General features: G+C 43.9%; 19 protein-coding genes and 4 tRNA genes. 17 read left to right on the forward strand and 6 right to left on the reverse strand.

Features of this window, described 5'->3' with window-relative positions; genetic code table 11:
* Window positions 1-26 precede the first annotated feature (26 nt).
* Both FSB76_RS11590 and FSB76_RS11595 read right to left on the reverse strand, forming a co-directional pair.
* Entirely contained in the window at window positions 27-503 is a 477-nt protein-coding gene (locus FSB76_RS11590; protein WP_147053732.1) for a DUF1801 domain-containing protein, read from the reverse strand.
* A 1310-nt stretch (window positions 504-1813) separates the two neighbouring features.
* On the reverse strand, window positions 1814-3394 hold the full coding sequence (locus FSB76_RS11595) for a TROVE domain-containing protein (protein ID WP_147053733.1): 1581 nt from the start codon (window positions 3392-3394) through the stop codon (window positions 1814-1816).
* A 183-nt stretch (window positions 3395-3577) separates the two neighbouring features.
* Between FSB76_RS11595 and FSB76_RS11600 the strand changes: the two genes are divergently transcribed.
* The 5 genes from FSB76_RS11600 to FSB76_RS11620 all read left to right on the forward strand — a co-directional run bounded on the left by FSB76_RS11600 (window position 3578) and on the right by FSB76_RS11620 (window position 4451).
* Window positions 3578-3787 (forward strand): hypothetical protein, encoded by a 210-nt coding sequence (locus FSB76_RS11600; RefSeq protein WP_147053734.1) that lies wholly within the window; start codon window positions 3578-3580, stop codon window positions 3785-3787.
* Window positions 3788-4062: 275 nt separating this feature from the next.
* Window positions 4063-4135 (forward strand) — tRNA-Pro (locus tag FSB76_RS11605).
* A gap of 4 nt (window positions 4136-4139) precedes the next feature.
* Window positions 4140-4212: transfer RNA gene (locus tag FSB76_RS11610), tRNA-Ile, on the forward strand.
* A gap of 81 nt (window positions 4213-4293) precedes the next feature.
* Window positions 4294-4367: transfer RNA gene (locus tag FSB76_RS11615), tRNA-Cys, on the forward strand.
* A 7-nt stretch (window positions 4368-4374) separates the two neighbouring features.
* Window positions 4375-4451 (forward strand) — tRNA-Gln (locus FSB76_RS11620).
* Between the two features lie 104 nt (window positions 4452-4555).
* Here the strand turns inward: FSB76_RS11620 and FSB76_RS11625 are convergent.
* Complete coding sequence (locus FSB76_RS11625) at window positions 4556-4924, reverse strand: winged helix-turn-helix transcriptional regulator (RefSeq protein WP_147053735.1); 369 nt, start codon at window positions 4922-4924, stop codon at window positions 4556-4558.
* Between the two features lie 102 nt (window positions 4925-5026).
* Here FSB76_RS11625 and FSB76_RS11630 point away from each other — a divergent pair, with 102 nt between their 5' ends.
* On the forward strand, window positions 5027-5911 hold the full coding sequence (locus FSB76_RS11630) for a PhzF family phenazine biosynthesis protein (RefSeq protein ID WP_147053736.1): 885 nt from the start codon (window positions 5027-5029) through the stop codon (window positions 5909-5911).
* A gap of 19 nt (window positions 5912-5930) precedes the next feature.
* On the opposite strand, the gene FSB76_RS11635 is transcribed toward FSB76_RS11630, so the two are convergent.
* The gene (locus tag FSB76_RS11635; RefSeq protein ID WP_147053737.1) at window positions 5931-6332 is read right to left on the reverse strand and encodes a putative periplasmic lipoprotein; all 402 of its coding nucleotides are present in this window, start codon (window positions 6330-6332) and stop codon (window positions 5931-5933) included.
* A gap of 115 nt (window positions 6333-6447) precedes the next feature.
* Between FSB76_RS11635 and FSB76_RS11640 the strand changes: the two genes are divergently transcribed.
* Complete coding sequence (locus FSB76_RS11640) at window positions 6448-7437, forward strand: hypothetical protein (RefSeq protein ID WP_147053738.1); 990 nt, start codon at window positions 6448-6450, stop codon at window positions 7435-7437.
* An 84-nt stretch (window positions 7438-7521) separates the two neighbouring features.
* Here the strand turns inward: FSB76_RS11640 and FSB76_RS11645 are convergent, their stop codons facing one another.
* On the reverse strand, window positions 7522-7746 hold the full coding sequence (locus FSB76_RS11645; protein WP_147053739.1) for a DUF4287 domain-containing protein: 225 nt from the start codon (window positions 7744-7746) through the stop codon (window positions 7522-7524).
* A gap of 227 nt (window positions 7747-7973) precedes the next feature.
* Here FSB76_RS11645 and FSB76_RS11650 point away from each other — a divergent pair, with 227 nt between their 5' ends.
* Window positions 7974-8756: a hypothetical protein gene (locus FSB76_RS11650; RefSeq protein WP_147053740.1), complete on the forward strand. Its 783-nt coding sequence runs from the start codon at window positions 7974-7976 to the stop codon at window positions 8754-8756.
* A gap of 35 nt (window positions 8757-8791) precedes the next feature.
* On the forward strand, window positions 8792-9688 hold the full coding sequence (locus tag FSB76_RS11655) for a LysR family transcriptional regulator (protein WP_147053741.1): 897 nt from the start codon (window positions 8792-8794) through the stop codon (window positions 9686-9688).
* 263 nt (window positions 9689-9951) lie between these two features.
* Here FSB76_RS11655 and FSB76_RS11660 read toward each other — a convergent pair whose 3' ends face one another.
* A complete protein-coding gene (locus FSB76_RS11660) occupies window positions 9952-10803 on the reverse strand; it encodes a DUF4198 domain-containing protein (protein ID WP_147053742.1) in 852 nt (283 codons plus the stop codon).
* 105 nt (window positions 10804-10908) lie between these two features.
* On the opposite strand from FSB76_RS11660, the gene FSB76_RS11665 reads away from it, so the two are divergent.
* From FSB76_RS11665 to FSB76_RS11700, 8 genes are all read left to right on the forward strand, one after another.
* Complete coding sequence (locus FSB76_RS11665) at window positions 10909-12888, forward strand: alpha-ketoacid dehydrogenase subunit alpha/beta (RefSeq protein ID WP_147053743.1); 1980 nt, start codon at window positions 10909-10911, stop codon at window positions 12886-12888.
* A gap of 217 nt (window positions 12889-13105) precedes the next feature.
* A complete protein-coding gene (locus FSB76_RS11670) occupies window positions 13106-13687 on the forward strand; it encodes an RNA polymerase sigma-70 factor (protein ID WP_147053744.1) in 582 nt (193 codons plus the stop codon).
* A 489-nt stretch (window positions 13688-14176) separates the two neighbouring features.
* Complete coding sequence (locus FSB76_RS11675) at window positions 14177-15208, forward strand: FecR family protein (RefSeq protein WP_147053745.1); 1032 nt, start codon at window positions 14177-14179, stop codon at window positions 15206-15208.
* 267 nt (window positions 15209-15475) lie between these two features.
* Entirely contained in the window at window positions 15476-18904 is a 3429-nt protein-coding gene (locus FSB76_RS11680) for a TonB-dependent receptor (RefSeq protein ID WP_147053746.1), read from the forward strand.
* A gap of 11 nt (window positions 18905-18915) precedes the next feature.
* Window positions 18916-20463, forward strand: coding sequence for a RagB/SusD family nutrient uptake outer membrane protein (locus FSB76_RS11685; protein ID WP_147053747.1), 1548 nt, complete (start codon window positions 18916-18918; stop codon window positions 20461-20463).
* A gap of 19 nt (window positions 20464-20482) precedes the next feature.
* Window positions 20483-21325 (forward strand): PKD domain-containing protein, encoded by an 843-nt coding sequence (locus tag FSB76_RS11690; protein ID WP_147053748.1) that lies wholly within the window; start codon window positions 20483-20485, stop codon window positions 21323-21325.
* Window positions 21326-21383: 58 nt separating this feature from the next.
* Window positions 21384-22232 (forward strand): glycoside hydrolase family 16 protein, encoded by an 849-nt coding sequence (locus tag FSB76_RS11695; protein ID WP_147053749.1) that lies wholly within the window; start codon window positions 21384-21386, stop codon window positions 22230-22232.
* Window positions 22233-22413: 181 nt separating this feature from the next.
* Window positions 22414-23874: a glycoside hydrolase family 30 protein gene (locus FSB76_RS11700; protein ID WP_147053750.1), complete on the forward strand. Its 1461-nt coding sequence runs from the start codon at window positions 22414-22416 to the stop codon at window positions 23872-23874.
* Window positions 23875-24037 lie beyond the last annotated feature (163 nt).

Here is a 24037-nt window from a genome sequence, read left to right on the forward strand (position 1 = left end):
GCTAAAGTATAATGATTGGGCAGGTATTATTTTTTCGCCTTTGCTTCGCGTTTTTTTGGCGATATCATTTTGGTGATGGTTTTGCCATGAACGATATCTTTAGGATTTTTGACTTTGGCCAATGAATTTTCCCAGGCCTGCTCAATTAAAGCTGTCATATAATCTTTGGGGAAATCATCAAGGTTGTTTACAAGCACATACCGGTATTGACTGCCGTTACCCAACAAAAGGTTTTGTGGGTCGGCAATTTCTGATCCCCAATAAAAACCGAAATGTACGTTTTGATTGCCACCGCGATAGGCCGCTACCGAACAAAAAGTTTGCCCCAACTTTTCTGTAGGCGACCAGCCGAAGGCCAACGCATTGTAGTTGTCATAAATAAGTTCATTAGCCTGCGGGTACAAATCCCACACAAATTCGCGTAGCCAGATTGCTTTTTCACGCACCCCGGGCGAAAACTCGTACAGAAACCTGAGTAAATCGGTTACTTCTTCTTTGGGCATGGCTTGCTGGTTTGGTATGTTAAATATATTAACATAAAACTCGCAAAGCAACAGGGTGGCGTAAATCAAGTTGTCACTAAATGAATATTGCTGAAAGTAAATTGGGCTAAAGCCCTATTTCTGTTGAATCTTTGTCCGTTGGCTGAAGCCAAACGGCAATAAATGTTTTAGTTCATTGCCGTCCCTTTTAAGGGGCGGATAAGCATAAATTGAAAGTTAAGGGCTTTAGCCCAAATAGTCTGTTAGTTACAATTTGATTTGCATCCCAGCCGGCACAGGACAACGAAACAAAAAAACTATAAAGAAGAGCAAAATCAACCTGCGATTGGCATAAGCGTGACAGGCGAAGTAACGCAGGTTTACGGCATCTTCTTTACAGTTGTTATACAATAAGCAACAACCAATGGCAAGGGCAACTGGCAACAAGTGACGTGCCTGCTCTACCACTGAGCTACAATAGCGGGCTTTTGAAGGCTGACGCTAAAGGCCGGGCTCGAACCGGCGACCTGGGATTTTTGAGATCGAAGTAACACTTGTTTAACGACACCTTAACCACCGGTTATTGCTATCTACATTTTTATTAAACCTCATTGATGACCGGGACACTAAAAAGGGCAACAGGCAATAAGTATTTCTGCATCATGCTCTAACCAAACTGAGCTACTGCGGTTACCCACAGGCTGGACTTGAACCAGCGACCCTGACGTCCCAAATCGAAGTATTACTTATCTACGACACCTTTTATTAGTCCCGAGTTTGCCCCCTAACCCCCTAAAGGGGGAACGCAATTTCACAACTCCCCCTTTAGGGGGCTGGGAGCTAAAGAAGGGTAACTGACAACAAGTGACTTGCACCTTGCGGTGCCCCTGCTCTATCATCTGAGCTACTGCAACCTAAGCTACAGGCCGGACTTGAACCGGCGACCCGGGGGTTATCAATCGAAGTAACACTCGTTTACGACACCTTCTTTTTATTTTAAATTCCTTTAAAAAAGGGCAATTAACAATAAGTGATCCATATCCGGTCGTAGACTAATGTCCCGGCGACGGTAACAAACGAAGTAACACTTATTTACGACACCTTCTTTTTTTTTAATATCATAAGAAGCAACAAACGACCAGGAAGCGGGGACTCGCTTTAGGGACTCGAACCCCCATCACAGCTTTCGCTACAATGCCCTCCCCTTATTGGCGAAGTAATCCTGATCTACGGCATTCTTAATTTTTTAAAAAGGTTATACGTTCAACGTTGTACGTAATACGTTCTTTTAAAGCTTAAAACGTACAACGTATTACGTATAACCTACTGGCTCAGATTTCCACCTTATTGATTTCGCTTAAAGCTGAGTTTCCTTTTTCAAGGGCTTCCAGTACTTCAAACACTTTATCGCTCCAGCCGGCTACCAGGTAAACATCGTTTTGCATTACCTGCAACGGTACCTTGCTGTAGCCTTTTAAATCAAACAGGTACAGTTTTGCCTTTGGCGCAACCGCTGTTTTATAACGCGACCATAATGCGTGGATATAATCGCCGCTGACTGGTATACTGTTATATAGCTGACAGTCGGTAAATAACATTACTTTATCCATTTGCACGTTGCGGTCAAGCAGGTCTTTGATTACCAGGTAACCGTTTGTTGAATAACCAACTTCGCCTTCGCGTTTGTAAAACTCCTGCACATTGTTCAATATGTTGTGGCGTGGTACCATAATGGTTTTCCATGTATCGCCAAACATACCCACTTCTACATTTTTACAACGCGATTGCAGCAACATGGCCAGCATCAGACCCACATCGTACAGCAAAATTTTTGATTTTGCCGATACCGCTGTTTGCATCGAACCAGACACGTCGCAGGCCAGTAATACCCTGGTATCGTGATCAAAACCTTTGATGTTTACCGCGCTTACTTGTACCGCTTTTTCCAACGCATCCAGCAACTCGCCGGCATAGCCATTGTTACCCGTTAACAGCGCTTTAAGCCTTTGACCTATACCTTGTACTGTGATCTCGCTTTTGGCATTTAACAGTTCGCGGTATGCAGCCAGGTAACGGAACGGAAACTGCTTTGCCTTTGCCACTTTATCGGCATCGGCAAGCGTTGCGCATACCTTTTGGATATGGGCATAACTTACACCGGCTTCCTGTATATTGCGCAGGTTACGCAGCAAGGCCATATAACCCAACTTTTCGCTATCTATCAACTCCTCCCATTTGTTACGGAAAGCCATCGTTTTTGCTTCCTGGCTATCGTAATTAAGCTGCCCTAATGCCGATAGTTCGGTTTCCCAGGTGTATGGGGTTTGCAATGTGCCGCTTACTATTTTGTTAAACACCAGTTGCTGTGCATCATCCTTTGCTTTTGGATGTACCAGGAACAAAGCATCGCGCATTTTTATAGCGGTATCGCGGTTGTACTTGGCAAACTGGTATTCATCAAAGTTATTAAAAGCGGCCTGCAGGCCTTTTTGCATTTGCTTTGATAAGCGGTTCAGTTTTTTGGGGCCTGTGCGCTGGTTTAGCATTTCGTAGCAGGCCAGCAATTCAGTTATTTCGTCGGCGCGGTTAACAATCCCGGCTGTAACCCGGGCAACCAAATCGTCGCCCGAGTGCAGCTTAGCCAATTCGGTAACCAAAACCAATGGCACCGAACGCATGTACATTTTGGTACGGGCATATACTGCCAGCCTGCCCACAAATTCGGGCTTGCACTTATATATAATATTGCGCAGGCGCTCCATACGGTCATCGTTTTTTTCGTAAAAGGAATCGCTCAGGCTCCAGGTTACTACCAGGGTATACAGTTCCATCTCTGGCGATAGTGCAAACGCTTTTGCACCCTCGTGATTAGTGAACTGATTTTTTACTTTGCTTAACAGGTTAAATTTCATTGTTACCTCCTTTTATTTGTTTTGATAATACAAAGGTTGAGAGGCCCTGCGCAGCCTATTTGCGCAGTAAAATTATTTTTGAAAAATTTTAAATGCTTGCCACTTTGTGTTGGGAACTTGAAGAGTTATGCCAACATCTAAGACGCTGTCTAAATTTAATTTGCTAATGTTTTTATGCTTCTAATGAATAAGCAACAACGTATTCGCATGGCAGCGAAGACTCACCCGGCTACGCTGCGCTGGCCACCCTCTCTTCAGCTTCGCCGGAAAGAGGGGCTTGAAAATTCTTTATTTTTTTTTCGATACAATGTATTGATAGTCAACGTTCAAGCCCCTATTTCCACCACAGGTGAAGAGAGGGTGGCGGGCGCAGCCTCGCCGGGTGAGTTTTAACCCTCATGCGATATTCCGCATTCCCGCTCCTACGTTTCGCCAGGTTTTGATTTCAATCATGGTCTTTTCAAATTTAGACAGCTTCTAAAAATAAATAATTTAATATTTTCTTGTTTAATAAAATATTTATGTATCATTGCAGCATGAAAAATACAATATGTATACAGAGCCAATGCCCCCAGCTGATTTATCAGAGGAGATAGCTATGTATTCATAAAAACGATATAAACTAACGCAATCCTCTTAGATAAACCTAAGGGGATTTTTTGTTTTACAGGGTAGTATATCAATGGTCAGATTACTCCGTTTGGAACGGAGAGGCTCCCGGTTCGAGCCCGGGTTACCCTACTATGGAAATGTAGCTCAATGGTCAGAGCAGCACCCTTATACGGTGTCGGTTAAAGGTTCAAGTCCTTTTATTTCCACTATAAAACAGCAAGTTACATAAATACAGCAAAACTAATAACGATGCAATGAGCGGATAAAGATAATTTAAATAATGCCTTGGCCGGTTGCCCGAGTGGTTTAAGGGAGTCCTCTGCAAAAGGAATGTTCGCAGGTTCGAATCCTGTACCAGCCTCTGTTTATTTTCCTGTGGTGCAATTGGCAGCACAACTGATTTTGGTTCAGTTAATCGTGGTTCGAATCCATGCAGAAAAACCCATGCGTTTTATTTATTAAAATACGTATTTTTAATTATAAATTACGTATTATTTGACACAAGCTTCCGTATTGAATGAATTATCTTGCCTGCTCTATTTTTTAATATCAGGCTTTTATTTTTTGCCTGTGGTTTAAACCCCACTGCACCAATGTTTCTGTAACCGGGAAAACACTCAGCCCATAATCGGTGATAGAATAATTTACGGTAACAGGCCTGGTATCCATCACTGTTCTGGAAACAAGCAGGTTCATTTCCAGGTCCTGCAATTCTTTAGACAGCATCTTGGCCGAAATTCCTTCAATTTCGCGCTGAAGTTTTTTAAATGTGTTTTTCTCGCCAACATGGTTATTCAGGTGCCGCATAATGCGCAATTTCCATTTTCCGCCCAATATTTCCAGGCTGTCTTTAATGGCCGCCAATTCCTGGTCGCAGCTTGCTTCCTGTATATTCCCGTTGATATTTATAGTAGCCATAATAATTGATAGTTAACCAAAGGTAACCGGTTACCTTTGGTTAACCCATAACAAAAATAAACTACCGGGCCTTACTTTTGGCATCATGTTAATTAAATAAAAATGAAAAAACTTGATTATTACGTGCTGGATGTATTTACCGATCAGAAATATAAAGGCAACCAACTCTCGGTAGTTTATACCGATGATGAACTTGAGCTGAGCCAGTACCATGCCATTTCCCGGGAATTTGGCTACTCCGAAACTTCATTCGTAAATTATTCAACAACCGAAAACGCGCTGAAGGTACGCTCGTTTACCCCGGCAGAATTTGAGGTAGTAGGCGCCGGCCATAACCTGCTGGGCGCGGTGTGCCTGGCTTTGATAAAAGGTTGGGATATTTTTAAACACCAGGATGGGCCTCCGTCTGTAATAATCAAGGATACAAGAATCCCCTTGCAGGTTACTGAACACGGCGGGCTTCCGTACGTGGCCATGAAACAGCAGCCCGCCAGGATAATAACAGAATTGCCTGCCGGGGAGGTTGCAAAGGCTATTGGATTGGATTTAGAAGATTTAGAATTAAACAACTGGAAAATCAACGTTGTTGAAACAGAAGTTGCCCACCTGATGGTCCCGGTAAAAGATCTGGACGCATTACAACGCGCGGTGCCCGATAAGGCACTTTTAAAACAACTCTCTGCAAATTACCAATTTGAGGGCTTTTACCTGTTTACCACAAATGGCCAGGATGGTGGCTATATTGCCGAAAGCCGCTTTTTTAACCCTGGTATTGGAATTGATGAAGACCCTGCAACAGGAACAGCTGCCGGGCCCCTGGCTGGTTACCTGGAAAAGCTGGGACATATTAAGCAAGGGCAGGATTATAGAATATTGCAGGGCACAGCCGTTAAGCACCCATCGTCAATCCATATCAAAGTTGAGGACGATGGCATTTGGGTAAGCGGCTCGTCGGTTATTGTCATGGAAGGCATCATATACCTGTAAAAGGCCCGGTAGGCGGTATTTATTCCTTTTCATAGTAGTCTACCGGCGCATCAGCCGCGCTGCCTATAGCGCCGCCCAGGCTAAACTTGTTCCCGGTAAGGCCTATATATTTTGCCTCGCTGTTGTAATCGTTATCAAAAATGATGCGGTTACGCTCGGCGCCGTTCACGTTTTCTTTAAACAGTTTATAAGTGCCGCTTTTTTTCAATACGTGTTTAAGATAGTATTTGTAATTGGTGGCCGAAAAACTGTAAACGGTGCCATTGCCCGGCTTATAGGCGCTACTGTCGGTTGGTGGTGCGCAATAACAGGTTGTACCCCGGTATTCCCAGCTACCGTTAAGGCTAATACCAACACTATTATCTTTTTTACAGGCAAATAAAAACAAAACGATGGCGCATACGGGTAATATTTTTTTCATTGATACTCAGGTTTATTAAGCTTATTACGGCAACAATAGCGAAAATGCTACAGTAAATTATTGGCCAATAATTAAAAAATCAGTATTATCGTAACAGGAACCTTTTACAATTAAAATGAACAATATTAAACATCTTACAAAGATACCCGTCTTTTTACTTTTCATATCCATATTGCAAAGCTGCGGCGGCCCCAGTGGCCCGGGCATTTATAAAAACGAAAAAATAAGCTCAGGCGATCAAAGCCGTTTCCACGATTTGAACGACAAACTGTTTGCCGCGCTGAAAACCGACGACGAACCCCAGCTGGAATACATCATGTCGCAGGATTTTATAGCCGTTACCAACAGGAAAAGAGTTGTTGAACTGGTAAGCAATCGTTTTAAGGAAGATGATTACAAAATACTTGACGAGTACTATGTGGTTAACCGCTACATTCATGGCGATACCATTAAATCGGCCTTAACTGGCGGCAAATACACCGTTTACTGTCCCGGCGGTGTTAAAGAAATGTACATTGCCTTTTTTGTGCCCAAGCATATTGCCAACCAGTATATGATAACGGCACTTTATTGCAAGTATGATTATGGCTGGAAACTTAGCCAGCTGGAAACCAGCGCCTATGCCAAAAACGGGAAAAGCATGACAGCGCTTTTAGCCGATGCTAAGGCTGCCTACACAAAAGGTTTCCTGGTAAACGCATTGAATGACGGCGCTTCGGCTATCAATTGCTCAAGACCAAGCAGCCTTTGGAAATATAATAGTGAAGCCGAAGCCGGCGAGTTTTACAGCAACGTTTTAAACCAGGTATCTGCTAAATATAAGGTTCCGTTGCCCATTAAAGGCGCGCCAACCCACCTTGAAATTATACGCATTTTTACCCAGGAAGATAAGGAAGGCACATTCCCGATGATATATTACCTAACCAATATCAAGCTAAGCGACACTACAGCTATCAAAAAAGAGAACGAAGTGATCAGGAAAGTGATAGATAAAACCATCCCCGGCATTGATAAGGATAATAAATATGTGCTGTATTCCGCTTTTAACGAATGGCCCACGGGCGTTAAAACCGTTGAGCATTTTGATATGAAGCAAAAAATGTAATTAAGCCAAAAGCTTAAGGCCGAAAGCTAAAAGCCATATTGCCAAAAAGCGGAGCTATCGAATACATAACTCCGCTTTCGTTTATTATTCGCTATCCTCGTTCTTAATGCCTTTTAGTAAAGCATAAATAGCCATGGCATGGCCGTGGCCAAGGTCAAAGTCGGCCTTTAGCCAGGCTACTATATCGCCTGCTTTTGCTTTTAATTCGCCGTTTTGTGTAAAACCTTTTTCTTCGGCTATCGCCCTGAAATCTGCTGGCTCTTTGCCTGTTTTGGTTTTGATTGTTTTTAAATATCCCTGGAATGACATCGTTGGTTATACTTGGTTTATGAGGCTAAATATAAAATGTAAACGTCAATTTTCACCTGTTTTTAACCGTTCGGCTATTTTTAGTTGATAGCGTATTGCCATGACCCTAAGGATGTAATATATTTTATAAAGGTACAGCGCAAATAACCAGTTGTTTCCGGGTGGTTAGTTATAAATTATAACTATTATCTTAGCGTTATTGAAGCTTTTTCACTAACTTGTTTCCGATGAAAGCCATAAAGCTATTTGTTGTTTGTTGTTGCTGCTTGGTTACGGCAAATTTATCTGCCCAAACCATTAGCAGCCCACAGGCTATTGAGGCCGACTTGCTACGGATTTTTAAGCGCGTTAATTACTATGGCGCGCATAAAAAGGAATGGAAAGCTGTTGATTCGCTGAAGAAGATGAACAGCATTTTTGCCTTTAAGCTCAAATATTACACATCCAAATACCCTTTTACTATCGATTTAAAATTCACGTCGCTGGTAAAAGAGCGCATGGTTATCGCAACTTCGGCCGATGGCATGTTCCGCACGTACTCCTGGGATACCCGGCTGGGCAATGGCGGCTACGATTTTGATAACATATTGCAATACAAGGTTAACGGCCAAACGTTATCGCTGTTAAAAATGGACCCGCCGGGCAAGGAAGCCTACTGGTTCCCCAAGATTTACACTTTTACGGCCAACAACAAAACCATGTACCTGGCTGTCTATAACTCGGTAATGTCGGCCAGTAAAGCCGGGCAGGGCATCCGCGCTTACGCTATTGAAAAAGGTGTGCTAAACGGACGTGTGCCTATGGTAAAAACCCCCACTGCCGTATTAAGCCGCCTGTATTATGAATACAACCTGCAATCGGTAGCCGATTGGGATACTTTCCCGAGCATCACATTTGACTATACTACCAAAACAATACGTACCCCGCTGGTTGATTTCAGCGGTAAAATGACCCGCAAGTTTATCACCTATAAATTTACCGGAAGGTTTTTCGAGAAAGTAAAGAGTTAGCGCCGGGGCCTTTTACTATCTTTGAGATGTAAATTATGATCTCATTCGCCCACCGTGTTTTTATGGAAGTTGCTGCCAATTTGAGTTTCTCAAAGGCTGCGCAGGTGCTGTTTGTAACGCAGCCTGCCATAAGCAAGCATATTAAAGCTCTGGAAGATCAGTATAAAGTTCCCTTATTTGAGCGCAAAGGCAACAGTATCCTGCTTACTGAAGCAGGCAATAAGCTGAACGAATACCTGCAGCAAGCCACCGAAATTGAACGCAAAATTGAGTACGACCTGTCGGTACTCAGCAACCTGTCGCAGGCAGCGGGCCATTTACGCTTAGGGGCCAGCACTACCATTGCGCTATATATTTTACCATCGATACTATCCGGCTTTCAGCGCGAATACGCCAATGTAGATGTACAACTGGTAAACCGCAACTCCGAATATATCCTGAATGCCTTACTGAACCACGAGGTTGATATCGGCATCATCGAGGTTGATAATAAACTCACAACGGTATCCTACAAACCCTTTATGAGCGATGAGGTGATCCCGGTATGCTCGGCAAAAAGCCCGCTGGCCGGTAAATCGTTAACCTTAAAGCAGTTTGTTAAAACGCCCCTGGCCGTGCGCGAACGGGGATCAGGAACACTAAACGCCGTTTTAAAATCGCTGTCGGCACTGCACATCAAACCGGCAGATTTATCGGTAAAAATACGCCTTGGCGGTACCGAAGCGCTTAAAAACTTCCTGCTGGCCGATCAGTGCCTGGGCTTTATGCCCCGCCCCTCTATCATCCGCCAGCTGGCCGAAGGCGACCTGGTTGAAGTACCCATAGAAGGCCTGAAAATCACCCGCGATTTCTTTTTCATCCGCCGGAAGGGGACGGAAGATTATGGCTTGACGAGCAATTTTATCAATTATGCATTGGAGCATATAATTTAGGCAGGTGAATAGTTGACTGGGTTGATTAGGTGAGTGGTTTTCGTTTGAACAGGAATCCAGCAGCCTTTATAAGACCTTAACGCGTCCAGAAATTGTTCGTTAACAATCAAAAATCCTGTTTCTCCCTTAACCTGACGAGTCCCGGTCAGAGGCCAATAAACAACAATTATCGAAAAAAGGAACTAAAGGCGTAAACCCCGTTAAATTTATAATCCCAGTCAATTCTTATTTTCTTTGCGTGTTTATACGAGATGTACCCCCAATCAATGCTTATTACCAAAGCCAAATTCGCGGTAGGTATCGGGCATACTGCCGTTATTGGTAAAAGCAAAAGTGTAGGTAGTTCCCCAGCTTTCAAAATCGGCATTTTTATCTTTCGATGCTTCAATATGTACCGAACTTAGCATGTATATCCCTTCGCGGCTTAGTTTAAAAAATATCAGGCCGTTTGCATCGGCGCTCAATTTCTGGGGATAAACATTGCCGTTAATTGTTTTTACATACACAATAACTACGGCATCTTTTAAGGGCTTACCATGAAAAAGAACTTCGGCGGTAACATCATCGCCGTAATCGGCTTTGTAGGGGTTTTGTTTAATAACAATTTCGTACTCTTCGTTCAGGGATTTATCAAAATCCCGGTCGGTTGGCTTATCAACCATTACCAGTGTTTTTAGGTAGCGGGTTGTTTTTTCTACAAAGTATTGCTGGTTATTAGCTTTTGCTTCTTCGGCAATTTGATCAAGCCCTTCGCTACTCAGGTATTTCAAAAATTTGTTTCGTTCCGATTCTACATTTTCACTTTTGATAACTTCGATAGTAGCCAAACCAGGGCTTTCCAGCTTATAGTTTAAGATGTTTGAAGCCGTATCTTTTGGCGATTTGCCCAGGTCGGTTTGCTTTTTCCCCTCGTACAATACAAACTTCGAGATTTTGGCGCCGTCGTATTTGTACTCCCCCTCCTTTGCAAATTCATTTCCACTTAACAAATGAAGGTTAATATTATCGCCTTTTTTCATGTAGAAACTGCCCGGCAGTAAAAAGAAATCTTGCGCGTAGGCCGTAAAACCAATGATCAGCAACACCGCCAATAATAAATATACAAATCGTTTCATCGTTTTCAGTTAGGAATTACCAAACATACAAAGTTTAACCCGAAAAAATTATTTTTTGACCCTGTTCGGCGCCTTGCCATTTAAAAACTTCAGTAGTTTTACCTTATGATTTTTGATCGTAAAAACCTTAATACCGACACTTTACTGTCTTTTTACAGAAAACTGTTGCTGCCGCGCATGGTCGAGGAGAAAATGCTCATCCTGTTAAGGCAGGGCCGCATTGGTAAATGGTTTTCTGGCATAGGGCAGGAAGCCATTGCCGTTGGCAGTACCCTGGCTATGGCCGATGATGAGTATATTTTGCCCATGCACCGCAACCTGGGCGTTTTTACAACGCGTAATATCCCACTTTCGCGCTTAATGGCGCAATGGCAGGGCAAACCCTCGGGCTTTACCAAGGGGCGAGACAGGTCGTTCCATTTTGGTACACAGGAATATAAAATCATCGGGATGATATCGCACCTGGGGCCGCAGCTGGCATTAGCCGATGGCATAGCGCTGGCCGATGTATTATCCAACCGGCATAAAACCACCCTGGTTTATACCGGCGAAGGCGCCACCAGCGAAGGCGATTTTCACGAGGCCCTAAACATTGCAGCCGTGTGGAATTTGCCCGTTATTTTCCTCATCGAAAACAACGGATACGGCTTATCTACTCCTACAAATGAGCAGTATCATTGCACCCAGTTGGTTGATAGGGCTATAGGCTACGGCATGGAGGGCCGCCGCATTGACGGCAACAATATTTTAGAAGTTTACCATACCATAACGGATATTAAAAACAGCATCCGCGAAAACCCGCGCCCCGTTTTGCTGGAGTGTATGACTTTCAGGATGCGCGGGCACGAGGAGGCCTCGGGGACCAAATACGTACCGCAAAACTTATTTGAGTGGTGGAGCGCAAAAGATCCGTTGACTAATTTTGAGAAATATTTACTGAATGAGCGCATACTGCTGCCAGAGTGGATACCCGTGATCAGGAAGGAGTTTACAACGCTTATCGAATCGGAATTTGAAAAGGTTTACAGCGAGGCTGATATTGTGCCGGATATTGAAACCGAGGTAGCCGATATGTACCGGCCCTACCAATTCCCGGCAAGCCAGCCCCCGGTAAGCCCGACCACCAATAAGCGATATATTGACGGCATAAGTGATGGCATGCGGCAGGGCATGCGTAAATATCCCAACCTGGTAGTTATGGGGCAGGATATTGCCGAATACGGCGGCGCATTTAAAATAACCCAGGGCTTTGTAGAAGAATTTGGCAAAGGCCGCGTGCGCAACACCCCCATCTGCGAATCGGGCATTGTGGGCGCGGGTATGGGCTTGGCGCTCAACGGTTACAAAGCTATTGTTGAAATGCAGTTTGCCGATTTTGTTACCTGCGGATTTAACCAGATTATTAACAACCTGGCAAAAACCCATTACCGCTGGGCGCAGGCAGTTGATATGGTTGTACGCATGCCTACCGGCGCGGGCACAGGTGCGGGGCCTTTCCACTCGCAAAGTAACGAGGCCTGGTTTACAAAAACGCCGGGGCTTAAGGTGGTTTACCCGGCTTTCCCGGCCGATGCCAAGGGCCTGCTGCTGGCCGCAATTGACGACCCCAACCCCGTTATATACTTTGAGCACAAATACCTGTACCGCAGCATTACCGGCCCCGTGCCCGATAATGATGTACTGATAGAAATTGGCAAGGCCAACATTGTACAACAAGGCGAAAAAGCTACCATCATCACCTTTGGTTTGGGCGTACACTGGGCGCTGGATTATGCGGCCAAACATGCTGAATTATCCTTAGAGATCATCGACCTGCGCAGCCTGCTGCCATGGGATAAGGAAGCTGTAGAGCAAAGCGTGCAAAAAACAGGCCGGGCACTGGTATTACATGAAGATACCCTCACCAGCGGTTTCGGTGCCGAAATTGCCGCCCACATTGCCGAACACTGCTTTAAATACCTGGATGCCCCGGTAATGCGCTGCGGCAGCCTGGATACAGCCATCCCCATGAACAAAGCGCTGGAAGACCAGTTTTTGGCCAAAGCAAGGCTTGCGGAAATGATGGAGAAGTTGCTGGGGTATTAATTGCTGGGGTGTTAAGTCAACAGCATTAAGTCCAAAGTCGTTTTTTTTCTTTTCGACTTAGAACTTAAGACTTTGGGCTAAAGCCGATCCGTACTTTTAATGCGCTGCTATAACATATGTTTTAAGATAAAACTAAACCCTTGGTATTGATTGTTTTTTTTGGGAGATTTGTAAAAGGTTAATTAATAATATATAATTAATCTTCTGCAAGATACGCATGACCAATTTTACTAAGTTTGATGAGGAGCAATTGATTAGTCTGATGCAACAAGATTCTCTTGGCGCATTTAAGGAGATTTATCAACGTTACTGGAAAGCGTTATATGCCGAAGCATACAAACGTTTAAAGGATAAGGATGCTTCGGAAGAAATTGTGCAGGAATTGTTTACTGCTTTCTGGCATAAACGGCATGAGTTAAATATCCATCAAACCATAGGGGGATACCTTTATAAAAGCGTTGGCTACCGCGTAATTGATCATTTTCGTAAAGAACTTACACGGCAAACACACCAGGAATTTTTCAAGCTTAATTACACCGAGGCCGATCACTCTACCGAACAAGCAATCATGCTTAAAGATCTGCAGCTGAATATAACCCACGTGGTAAACCAGTTACCGGATAAATGCAGGTCTGTTTATGAGTTAAGCCGGGTTAGCCATAAAACCAATAAAGAAATTGCCTCCGAGCTTGGCATATCAGAAAAAACTGTCGAAAACCACCTGACAAAAGCCCTCAACAGACTTCGCCTTAGTCTTAATAACTACCTCCTGCTGCTGATATTTCTCCTGGTAAAATAATCTTGGCGCTATAACGCTTTGTGTGGGTTAATCAATTTCAATCAGCTTCTACATGACGCTCTTCCTAAGGGCCATCGGCCCGACACATATTGTAGCCGCGGGTTTCAACCCGTGGATAGTTGGTCAAAACACGGCAAAAGTGCCATCGGCACGGCCTATATTTTGATCTAAATCCATGTATTTTTAATTTGTTCAACCAATATATACGCCCTGCTCATATGGATCGAACCTCCGGCTCTCCATCATTTGCTTTGTTTTTTTCCACGGGTTAAAACCCGTGGCTACAAGATTGGCCGAGGCTACGCCTCTAATTCGTGTTAAACAAATCCCGATGTGTCAACAACATATATCTTTAGAAGCTAATGGGGCCCCTTCTGCGTTAACCACACAAAGCGTCATCGCATAGAACCATAATTTTTTTATCAACGCGTAGGGGATGCGCTCTTTTCAAACGTCAAGTATTTATAAACCGCTAATATTTTAGTTTTCATGAAACCACTTATACCCGTAGAATTACTGGAAAAGTATTTGAATGGTAATTGCACAGAAGAAGAGATTGCATTGGTTAAACAATGGTATCATTCTTTTGAGGATGACTATGATTATATCTCGGGCGTAAGCAAAGCCGATGAAAAGGAAATAGAAGAGCGGATATTTAACCGGATTACCGAAAATATTGAAGTTGATGATAAGCCGGCTCAAACAGCAGGCGTTCGGTACCTGGGCATATTAAAATGGTCTGCCGCAGCGGCCATTGGTGCAATTTTACTGGGGGCTTTTTATTTTGTTAATAACAAAAAAGGTACCTCCTCACAGGTTGCACAAGTTGCCCCCCAGCAGGTAGAGCAGGTTGATATCACCAACAATTCAAATCAAATTTACAAAGCAGTATTGCCCGATAACAGCACCATTTGGTTAAGTCCGGGAGGTAACATAAGATACCCTAAAACATTTGCAAAAAATGCCAGGATCATATCAATGTACGGCGAAGGCTTTTTTGAGATAACTAAAAACCCCAAACGCCCTTTTATTATCAACGGGCGGTCGATAATCACCAAGGTTTGGGGCACCAGTTTTTTAATACGTGATAATTATCGCAGTAACACTGCAGATGTATCGGTTGTAACCGGCAAGGTATCGGTAAGTATTAAAAACAACGATCAGGAGAACAACGTGAACACCAATTTAGAAAAACACGAGCTGATGCTTTATCCCAATCAAAAAGCAGTTTACCTGATAGATAAACATTTGTTGAAACCGGCGGGTATGGTCAATCAGCCTGCTTTAAAAATATGGAGCCAGGTTAACCTTTCGTTTGATAACAAACCCCTGCGCGAAATTATCCCGGTACTTAATGCTACTTATGGAGTACATATAAAGGTAGCTAATGACAGGTTGAACCATTATATGCTGAATGCCGATTTTGCGGGCTTTAACCTGCCGGATGTGTTGGCGGCCCTAAAAAAATCTATCAACGTAAATTACCAGATAAAGGACAACAACACTATCGAACTTAATTAAACCAATTATTTACTAACCTCAATTAACCCAACAAGCCTATGTATAGTAAGATACCCACTTAAAAAAACACCTCAGTTCCTGAGGTTGCAAATTCACCCGTAAAATAAAAAAACTTAGAAGTGTTGCGACCACTCCTAAGCCTGAAAAGCCCAATACTGATGCACCATAAAATGGTGTAGCGGGCATTTAATTGTCTCATTTTTAACAAAGAAACATTACAAATATATGAAATTTCGTTTGCGAAAGCCTATTCCCTGGTCTAAAATCATGAAGATTACATTTAGTCAAATATTGATAGCAGTTTTACTAAGCACCATAGCTTATTCGAGCCCGTTAAGGGCGCAAAGCGTACTTGACAAAACGGTTAGCCTGTCGTTTAAACAGGTTACCGTACAGGAGGTTTTAAACTACCTGCAAAAAGACAACGACATCAAATTCATCTACAGTAAAAACTCGATAAATCTGTCGCAAAAAGTTACTGTGAATTTCGAGAACAAAAGTTTAAAAAACGTTCTTGACCAGCTGCTAAAAAGCAACGGCATTGATTACGAGGTTTTAAAAGACAGAATAGTACTGGGAAAACCTGCCGATATTAAAGCAGCCGAAGGCGCCGCAAGCACTGCCGACAAATCTGCTGAGTTTAACCAGGCAATAACCGGTATTGCGGTATCTGGTAAAGTGGTTGACGAAAAAGGTTTACCGTTGCCTGGTGCAAGCGTACGTGAAAAAGGGACACAGAACGGAGTACAAACCGATGTAAATGGCAACTTTAAGTTGAACGTTAGCAGCGAGAACGCGGTTTTGGTTGTCGATTTTATCAGCTACCGCTCTGCCGAAGTTACTGTTGGTAAACAAACCTTAATCACCATAACCCTTATTGAAGATATAAAAGGATTAAACGAAGTAGTGGTTGTAGGCTATGGCACGCAAAAAAAGAGTGTAACTACCGGTGCAATATCCGGTGTTACCGCCAAAGAGTTTGAAGACCTGCCGGTTACACGCGTAGAGCAAATATTACAGGGCCGCACCTCTGGTTTAACCATTGCCGCAAACAATGGCCAGCCGGGCGAGGGCGCAACCGTACGTGTAAGGGGTATCACCTCATTTAACAATAACGACCCGCTTTGGGTTGTTGATGGTGTTGTAGTTGATAACGGCGGCATTGGCTACCTTAACCAATCAGATATCGAGTCGATTGAAGTGTTAAAAGATGCCGCATCACAGGCAATTTACGGTACGCGTGCAGCTGCCGGCGTAATTTTGGTAACTACCAAAAAAGGCCGCGAAGGTAAGCCACAGATAAATTATTCAGGTTATTATGGCACATCTAAACCGGCGCGCACAATTGATTTATTAAATGCCCAGCAATATGCAACCCTACGCAACGAAGCAAGCGTTGCCGGCGGCGGCGCCATTGTATATCCCAATCCGGCATCATTAGGTGTTGGAACCGACTGGCAATCCGTTATTTTCAATAACAGCGCCAAACGCCAAAATCATGAGCTAAGTGTTAGCGGCGGCAACGATAAATCTACCTACTATACATCCTTTGGTTATTTGCAGCAGGATGGTATTGTTGCCACAGATATATCAAAATACAAACGCGTTAATTTTAGGGTTAACCAAACTTACAAGCCTGCAAAATGGATAAACTTTGGCGAAAACCTTGGCTATACTTATAACAAATCAATAGGCCTGGGTAATACCAACAGCGAGTTTGGCGGCCCTATCAGCTCGGCTTTAAACCTCGACCCTATTACCGTTCCGGTTGTAACCGACCAGGCGGCTGCTTCGGCCCCGGTATACGCCAATAACCCTGTGCGCAGAAATGCTTTGGGCTATCCTTACGGCATATCAAATATAGTAGGCCAGGAAATTACCAACCCGCTTGCATATATATCAACCAGGTTAGGTAACTATAGCTGGGCGCATAACATTGTAGGCAATATATACGGCGAATTAGAGCCTGTAAAAGGTTTAAAGCTACGATCTACAGTAGGCACCAAGATCGCTTTTTATGGCAATGAATCGTTTAACCCGGTAGCATACCTCAACTCATCTACCGTAACGTCGCAAAACAGCTACAACCGCGAAAGCAACCGGTTATTTAACTGGAACATTGAGAACACTGCATCGTACAACCGCACTATAGGTAAACATAGCGCTACTGTACTCATTGGGCAGGGAGCTTATTCAGAAAACAACCGCTACACAGACGGCGTAACCTATTACAACCTGCCGGTTGATAACTTTAAGGATGCATCTTTAAATTACAGCATACCCGCCGCTAACAGAATTGGTTACGGCAGCGAAGGGCAGGCGCACACCATCAGCTCGTTATTTGCCCGTGCCAACTACAATTATGATGAACGTTATATCATTGAAGGCGTTATCCGCCGCGATGGTTCATCAAGGTTTGGCGCAAACTATAAATATGGTACTTTCCCTTCATTTTCATTAGGCTGGGTACCTTCAAAAGAAGCTTTTTGGCCTAAAAACGAAACTGTTAACTTCTTGAAATTCCGTGGCGGTTACGGTGTTGTGGGTAGCGATGCCATTGCAGATAATGCATTCCTTTCAACTATCGGCGGTGGCCGTAACTACAGCTTTGGTACCGGCGATACTTACATAAGCGGTTACAGCCCAAATGCGCCATCAAACCCCAACCTTCGCTGGGAAGAAACCGCGCAAACCAACGTGGGTTTTGATGCGGTATTATTTAACGACTTTAACCTGACCTTTGAATGGTTTAAAAAGAAAACCAGTGGTATTTTACAATACCCCCCAATCCCGTTATATGTGGGCGCTATCTCAAACCCTGCGGCTAACATTGGCGATATGCAGAACAAAGGCCTGGAGTTAGAATTGGGTTACCGTAAAAAAATAGGCGAATTTAACTTAAACGTTAACGCCAACGTAACGCACATCACCAACAAAGTTACCTATTTAGGCAACGGTCAAAAATTCCTTGATGGCGCAGGCTTCCAGGGAGTTGAAGGCGGCATTACACGTACTACCGTTGGCCAGGCTTACAATTCTTTTTACGGATACCAAAACATGGGTATTTTTCAAACACAGGCAGAGATTGATAGCTACGTATCGGCAAGCGGCCATAAAATACAGCCAAATGCTAAACCCGGCGATTTTAAATGGGCCGACCTTGATGGCAACGGAACCATTAATGACCAGGACCGTACCTACATTGGCAACCCTACACCATCGTGGATATATGGCTTGACCTTTAATGCATCGTACAAAAACTTCGATATCGTTGTGTTTGGACAAGGCCAGGCAGGCAACATGATTTTCCAGGGTTTACACCGTTTAGATATCGGCAACTCAAACTTTACCACTAAACGTTTAGAAAGATGGGTTGGCCCGGGCACATCAAACACCGAGCCCCGTGTAGTTGATGGCGACCCTAACCATAACACCACCTATAACTCTAAATACTACCTTGAAAAAGGCGATTACTTCCGCATCAAAAACCTGCAGTTAGGCTATAGCCTCCCTAAAAATCTGATTAGCAAAATTGGTATGCGAAGGGCAAGAATATATGTAACCGGCGAGAACCTGTTCACCTTTACCAAATACTCTGGTTACGATCCGGAGATTGGCGGCGGCAGCTACAGTATCGATCGTGGTTTTTATATGCAGGCAAAATCGTATATGCTGGGTGTAAGTGTTGGATTTTAATAATTAATGAAATGAAGAAGAGTATAAAATATTTATCATTTTTCCTGGCGGCATCATTCGCGGTAACCGCCTGTAAAAAAAGTTTTCTGGATGTAACGCCTAAAGGCACCAACCTGGAATCGAGCTATTACCGTAACCAAACCGAGGCATATAATGGGCTTACAGCCGTTTACGATGTTGTTGGATGGCAGGGCGGCGGTTTTGTAACCAAAGAAGGCGCCATGGATGCCGGGTCCGACGATCATTATGCGGGTGGTGGTAACGCTACCGATATTAACGATTTGCAGGTATTTTCAAACTATACGCTATCCCCATCGGTAGGCCCGTCATACGAGTTATGGAAGGCCGGTTTTTCGGGAGTATTCCGTGCAAACGTGCTGATCCAGAAATTGCCAAACGTTCCGATGGACGAGGGCTTGAAAAGCAGGTACAAATCTGAAGCTACCGCATTGCGCGCTTATTTCTATTTCGACCTGGTAAGGCTGTTTAAATATGTGCCTTTATTAACCGAGTCGATACCGGCCGACCAGATTTACAACATAGAGCAGGCTACCCCTGCCGCAGTGTATAAGCAAATTGAAACTGATTTAAAAGCAGCAATAGCCGACGGAAATATTCCCGACAAAGTAGACATAACAACAGATGGCGGCCGCCTTACCAAAGGCGCTATACATGCCTTATTAGGTAAGGTTTACCTTTATGAGCAAAAATGGACAGAAGCAGCAGCAGAGTTTGCAGAAGTAAACGGAGCAACTCCCGGCCAGGAAAACACAAAATATGGTTACAAACTGCTTGCAAATTTTGCCGACCTGTGGAAAACACAAAATAAATTTAACGCCGAGTCGATACTCGAAGTTGGTCACTCATCAAAATCAGGAGGCGATTGGTCATGCATTGCCTGTACCGAGGGCAACGTTTTAAATATTATTGTTGGCCCCAGGGATTACAAGGCCCTTAAACCCGGAGCGCCGGATTACATTTCAGGTTACAGCTTTTTGCCTATCACCAAAAATTTATTCGATGCCATACACTTCGATCCGCGTAACAAGGCAACGGTTGCAAACTTAGATAGTTTAAAAGCAAACGGCATTGCCGACTATACACCGGGATATATGAACACCGGCTATTTCCTGGGTAAATTTGCCGGGCATGTTGCCGATAAAACTACCGGCGGCGGTGCTCCTGAACTAAATTATCCGCAAAATTTATACGAAATACGTTTAGCCGACACCTACCTGATGGAAGCCGAAGCGCTTATTCGTGGTGCAGGTAACACAGCACGTGCAACGGCATTAATGACCGCCGTACACACCCGGGCTTATAACGATGGGGTAACGCACGGGCTGGCTGCCACCTTTGAAAATTTGAAAAGAGAACGCCGCCTTGAACTTGCCGGCGAAGGGCACCGCTGGTTTGACCTGGTACGCTGGGGCGATGCCGCAACAGTGTTAGGATCAAGAGGCTTTACTGCCGGTAAAAACGAAATTTTACCTATCCCGCTTAATGATTTAAACAACACCAAGCTTAAGCAAGGTAAAGAGTGGGGTGGTACGTTATAATTAACTTATTGAAATAATTATGAAATTGAACATTATTAAAGCCTGTGCCCTGGGGGTACTTGCTATTGGAATGTATGAAGGCTGCAAGCCAGAAAAATTTGATGGTAATGGCTTAACCTCTACAGATCTTAAAGCTTCATTCACCGTAACGCCGGTAGCCAGTAAAGCAAACTATTATGTATTGAATGCCGATACCAAAGGCGTATTAGGTGTAAAATGGGATTTGGGCGATGGTGCTGCAATAGGCAAACCAACCGATACTGTGTTTTTTCCGGATGCCGGTAAATACACAGTTACCCTTACCGCAATAGGTAAAGGCGGCGAAACAAAAACCGCTTCGCAGGATGTTAACGTAGCCACATCTGATCCATCTGCCGGCAACCTGGTGCTGGGGTCAAATATGGCTGCAAGCGATGACGCTTTCTGGAACCATATAACCATATCAAACGGTGTTACCTTTGCTATAGATAATGGCAAAATGGTTGCAAAGGGTGGCAATTATGGCCATGCCGGTATCTGGCAGGCCATAAACGTAGTTGCCGGGCGTAAATATCAGATAGATATGAACGTTGATGGCAGCGGCGCATCTGACACCTGGTTTGAAGTTTACTTTGGCACAAAACAACCTGTTAACGGTTCGGATTACAGCGATGGTGGCGCACGCCTTGCTATAAACACCTGGACGGGTTGTGGCAAAACACCATTTAACGGTAAACTATCGGCCATACAATGCGCCGGGAGCGGTAATGTTGTTACGGCTGCCGCAACTGGTAAAATGTATTTACTTATTAAAAGCGGGGGTAATAACCTTGGCTTAACCGGTATCGAGTTTACCAAAGTAACGCTGCGCGGGGTTCAATAATTTATAACAGAACAAGGCTGCCTCAATTAAGCAGCCTTGTTCTTACGCTAATCAAAACATGAAAAAGCTATTATTTGCTATATATCCGTTGCTGGTTTTAGCTGCGCCATCGTGCTCAAAAAAGAGCGGATCGACCATGGAGCCTTTTAAACAAATAGAGCAGCCTGTTAAAACATACGGTTTTGAAAGTACCGTTTCGTGGTCAGATGAATTTGACACCAACGGCGCACCCGACCCTGCAAAATGGACCTACGATGTTGGCGGAAGCGGTTGGGGTAATAACGAACTGGAGTATTACACAAACACCACCAACAACGCGGTTATTAAAGATGGCATACTAACAATTACCGCCAAAAAAGAAAGCCTGAACGGGATGAATTATACCTCATCAAGGATGGTTTCAAAAAATGGCAGCGATATGCTTTACGGCCGCATCGAAGTGAAGGCCAAATTGCCTGCCGGCAGGGGAACCTGGCCTGCAATATGGATGCTGCCAAACGATTATGCTTACGGCGCGTGGCCAAACTCCGGCGAAATAGACATTATGGAACATGTGGGCTACGATCCGAACAAGGTTCATTTTAGCGTACACAACCAGTTATATAACAGCAGTAACGCCAAAACAAGTACTTTAGAAATACCTACTGCGTTTACCGCTTATCATTTGTACCGCGCCGATTGGACACCAACAGCTATAAAAGGTTATTACGATGATCAGCTGGTATTTACTTATACCAATGATGGTAAAGGATCTGCAGGCTGGCCTTTTGATAAACCTTTCCACGTATTACTAAACCTTGCCATTGGCGGCAACTGGGGCGGTGTGCAAGGGGTAGATGATAGTATTTTCCCCGTTTCGATGCAGGTAGATTACGTGCGTTTTTACAAAATGACTACAACAAACTAATGTCGTGTCAACGATAAATTGACGGATTGCCTTTTGCCTTGAGTACTGAGTTTTAAGTCATGAGTCTTAAGTCCAAAGTCTTGAGTCGAAAGAAAAAAATCAACTTTAGACTTCGGGCTCAGGACTTCGGGCTTGGGGCTTAAGACTTACGGCTCAGGACTCAAGACTTAACAGTAAAAATATGAAAAAATATTCGCGATACCTGCTTGGTATATTAGCCATTGGTTTTGCTGTAACTCAATATAGCTGCAGCAAATCATCAACCGGCGGCAATGATACACCCACCACACCAACCAAGCCGGTTGAGCCGGTAACCCCTGTTACAACCGACGTAAACATGTGGCTTACCACGGCAGATCAGGCTGTTTTGTTTAAGCAGCAAAATATCTCGCTGGTGTTTAATACCAACACCAGTGCCAACCCTACTATCAACGTAGATGATTCAAAAGTGTATCAGCCTATTGATGGATTTGGTTTTGCACTTACCGGGGGCAGTGCTTCGCTAATCAACTCGTTAAGCGAGGCCAATAAAACAGCGCTGTTAAATGAGCTGTTTAAAACCGATGGAACCAATATAGGTATAAGCTATTTGCGTATAACCCTTGGCGCATCTGACCTTAGCGCGGCACCTTTTAGTTATGACGATGTAAGCGGAGACGTAGCCCTTACCAATTTTAGCCTTGATAAAGAAAAGGTAGATCTTTTGCCAATCCTTAAAAGGATATTAGCCATAAACCCCGATATAAAAATACTTTCGTGCCCCTGGAGCGCCCCCGCATGGATGAAAGATAATAATAGCTTTTATGGCGGTAGCTTAAAATCCGAATATTTTGATACCTATGCCAAATACTTTGTAAAATACATTCAGGCTATGAAGGCCGAGGGTATAACCATTGATGCTATTACCCCGCAAAACGAACCGCTTAACGCCTATAATAACCCCAGCATGTTAATGGTATCGGCAGATGAGGGTAAGTTTGTAAAAAACAATTTAGGGCCTGCATTTAAAGCAGCCGGAATTGCAACCAAAATAATAGTTTATGACCACAACGCCGATCACCCGGAGTATGCAACCGATATTTTTGCAGATAAAGCAGCAGCCGATTTTGTTGATGGCGCGGCTTTTCACCTTTACGGCGGGTTCATCAACGCACTTGGAACCGTGCATGACCAATACCCTGCAAAAAATATCTACTTTACAGAACAGGCAACCTTTGCCGGCGGTAACTTTGGCGCCGATTTAGCCTACCACGTAAGCAACCTGATCATTGGTGCTACCCGCAACTGGAGCCGTAATGTTATTGAGTGGAACCTGGCCTCAGATCCTAATCAAAACCCGCATACTGTAGGCGGCTGCACTTCATGTTTAGGCGCAATTACCGTTGGCACCAGCGTATCCCGTAACGTATCCTACTATATTATTGCGCATGCCTCAAAATTTGTAAGGCCCGGAGCAGTAAGGATAGCATCCGATTTAGTAAGCAATGTGCTAACCGTAGCGTTTAAAAACACCGACGGTACCAAAGTACTGGTTGCTTTAAATGCCGGAACTGCCGACCAGCCTTTTAATATCAGTTATAAATCAAAAATGATTAACACATCGTTAAAAGCCGGAGCCGTGGCCACCTATATTTGGCAGTAACCTGTTTGCAAAAATTTAAAAGCAAGCCGGGGCATTAGTAATTTTAGTCTTAAGTCTCAAGTTCGAAGTCTCAAGTCTTTAAAAAAGGCTTTGGACTTGAGACTTCTGGCTTAAGACTTCGAACTTGAGACTTCGAACTTGAGACTGCATGACAAATGTTACG

It is taken from the genome of Mucilaginibacter ginsenosidivorax (assembly GCF_007971525.1).
GTDB lineage: Bacteria > Bacteroidota > Bacteroidia > Sphingobacteriales > Sphingobacteriaceae > Mucilaginibacter > Mucilaginibacter ginsenosidivorax.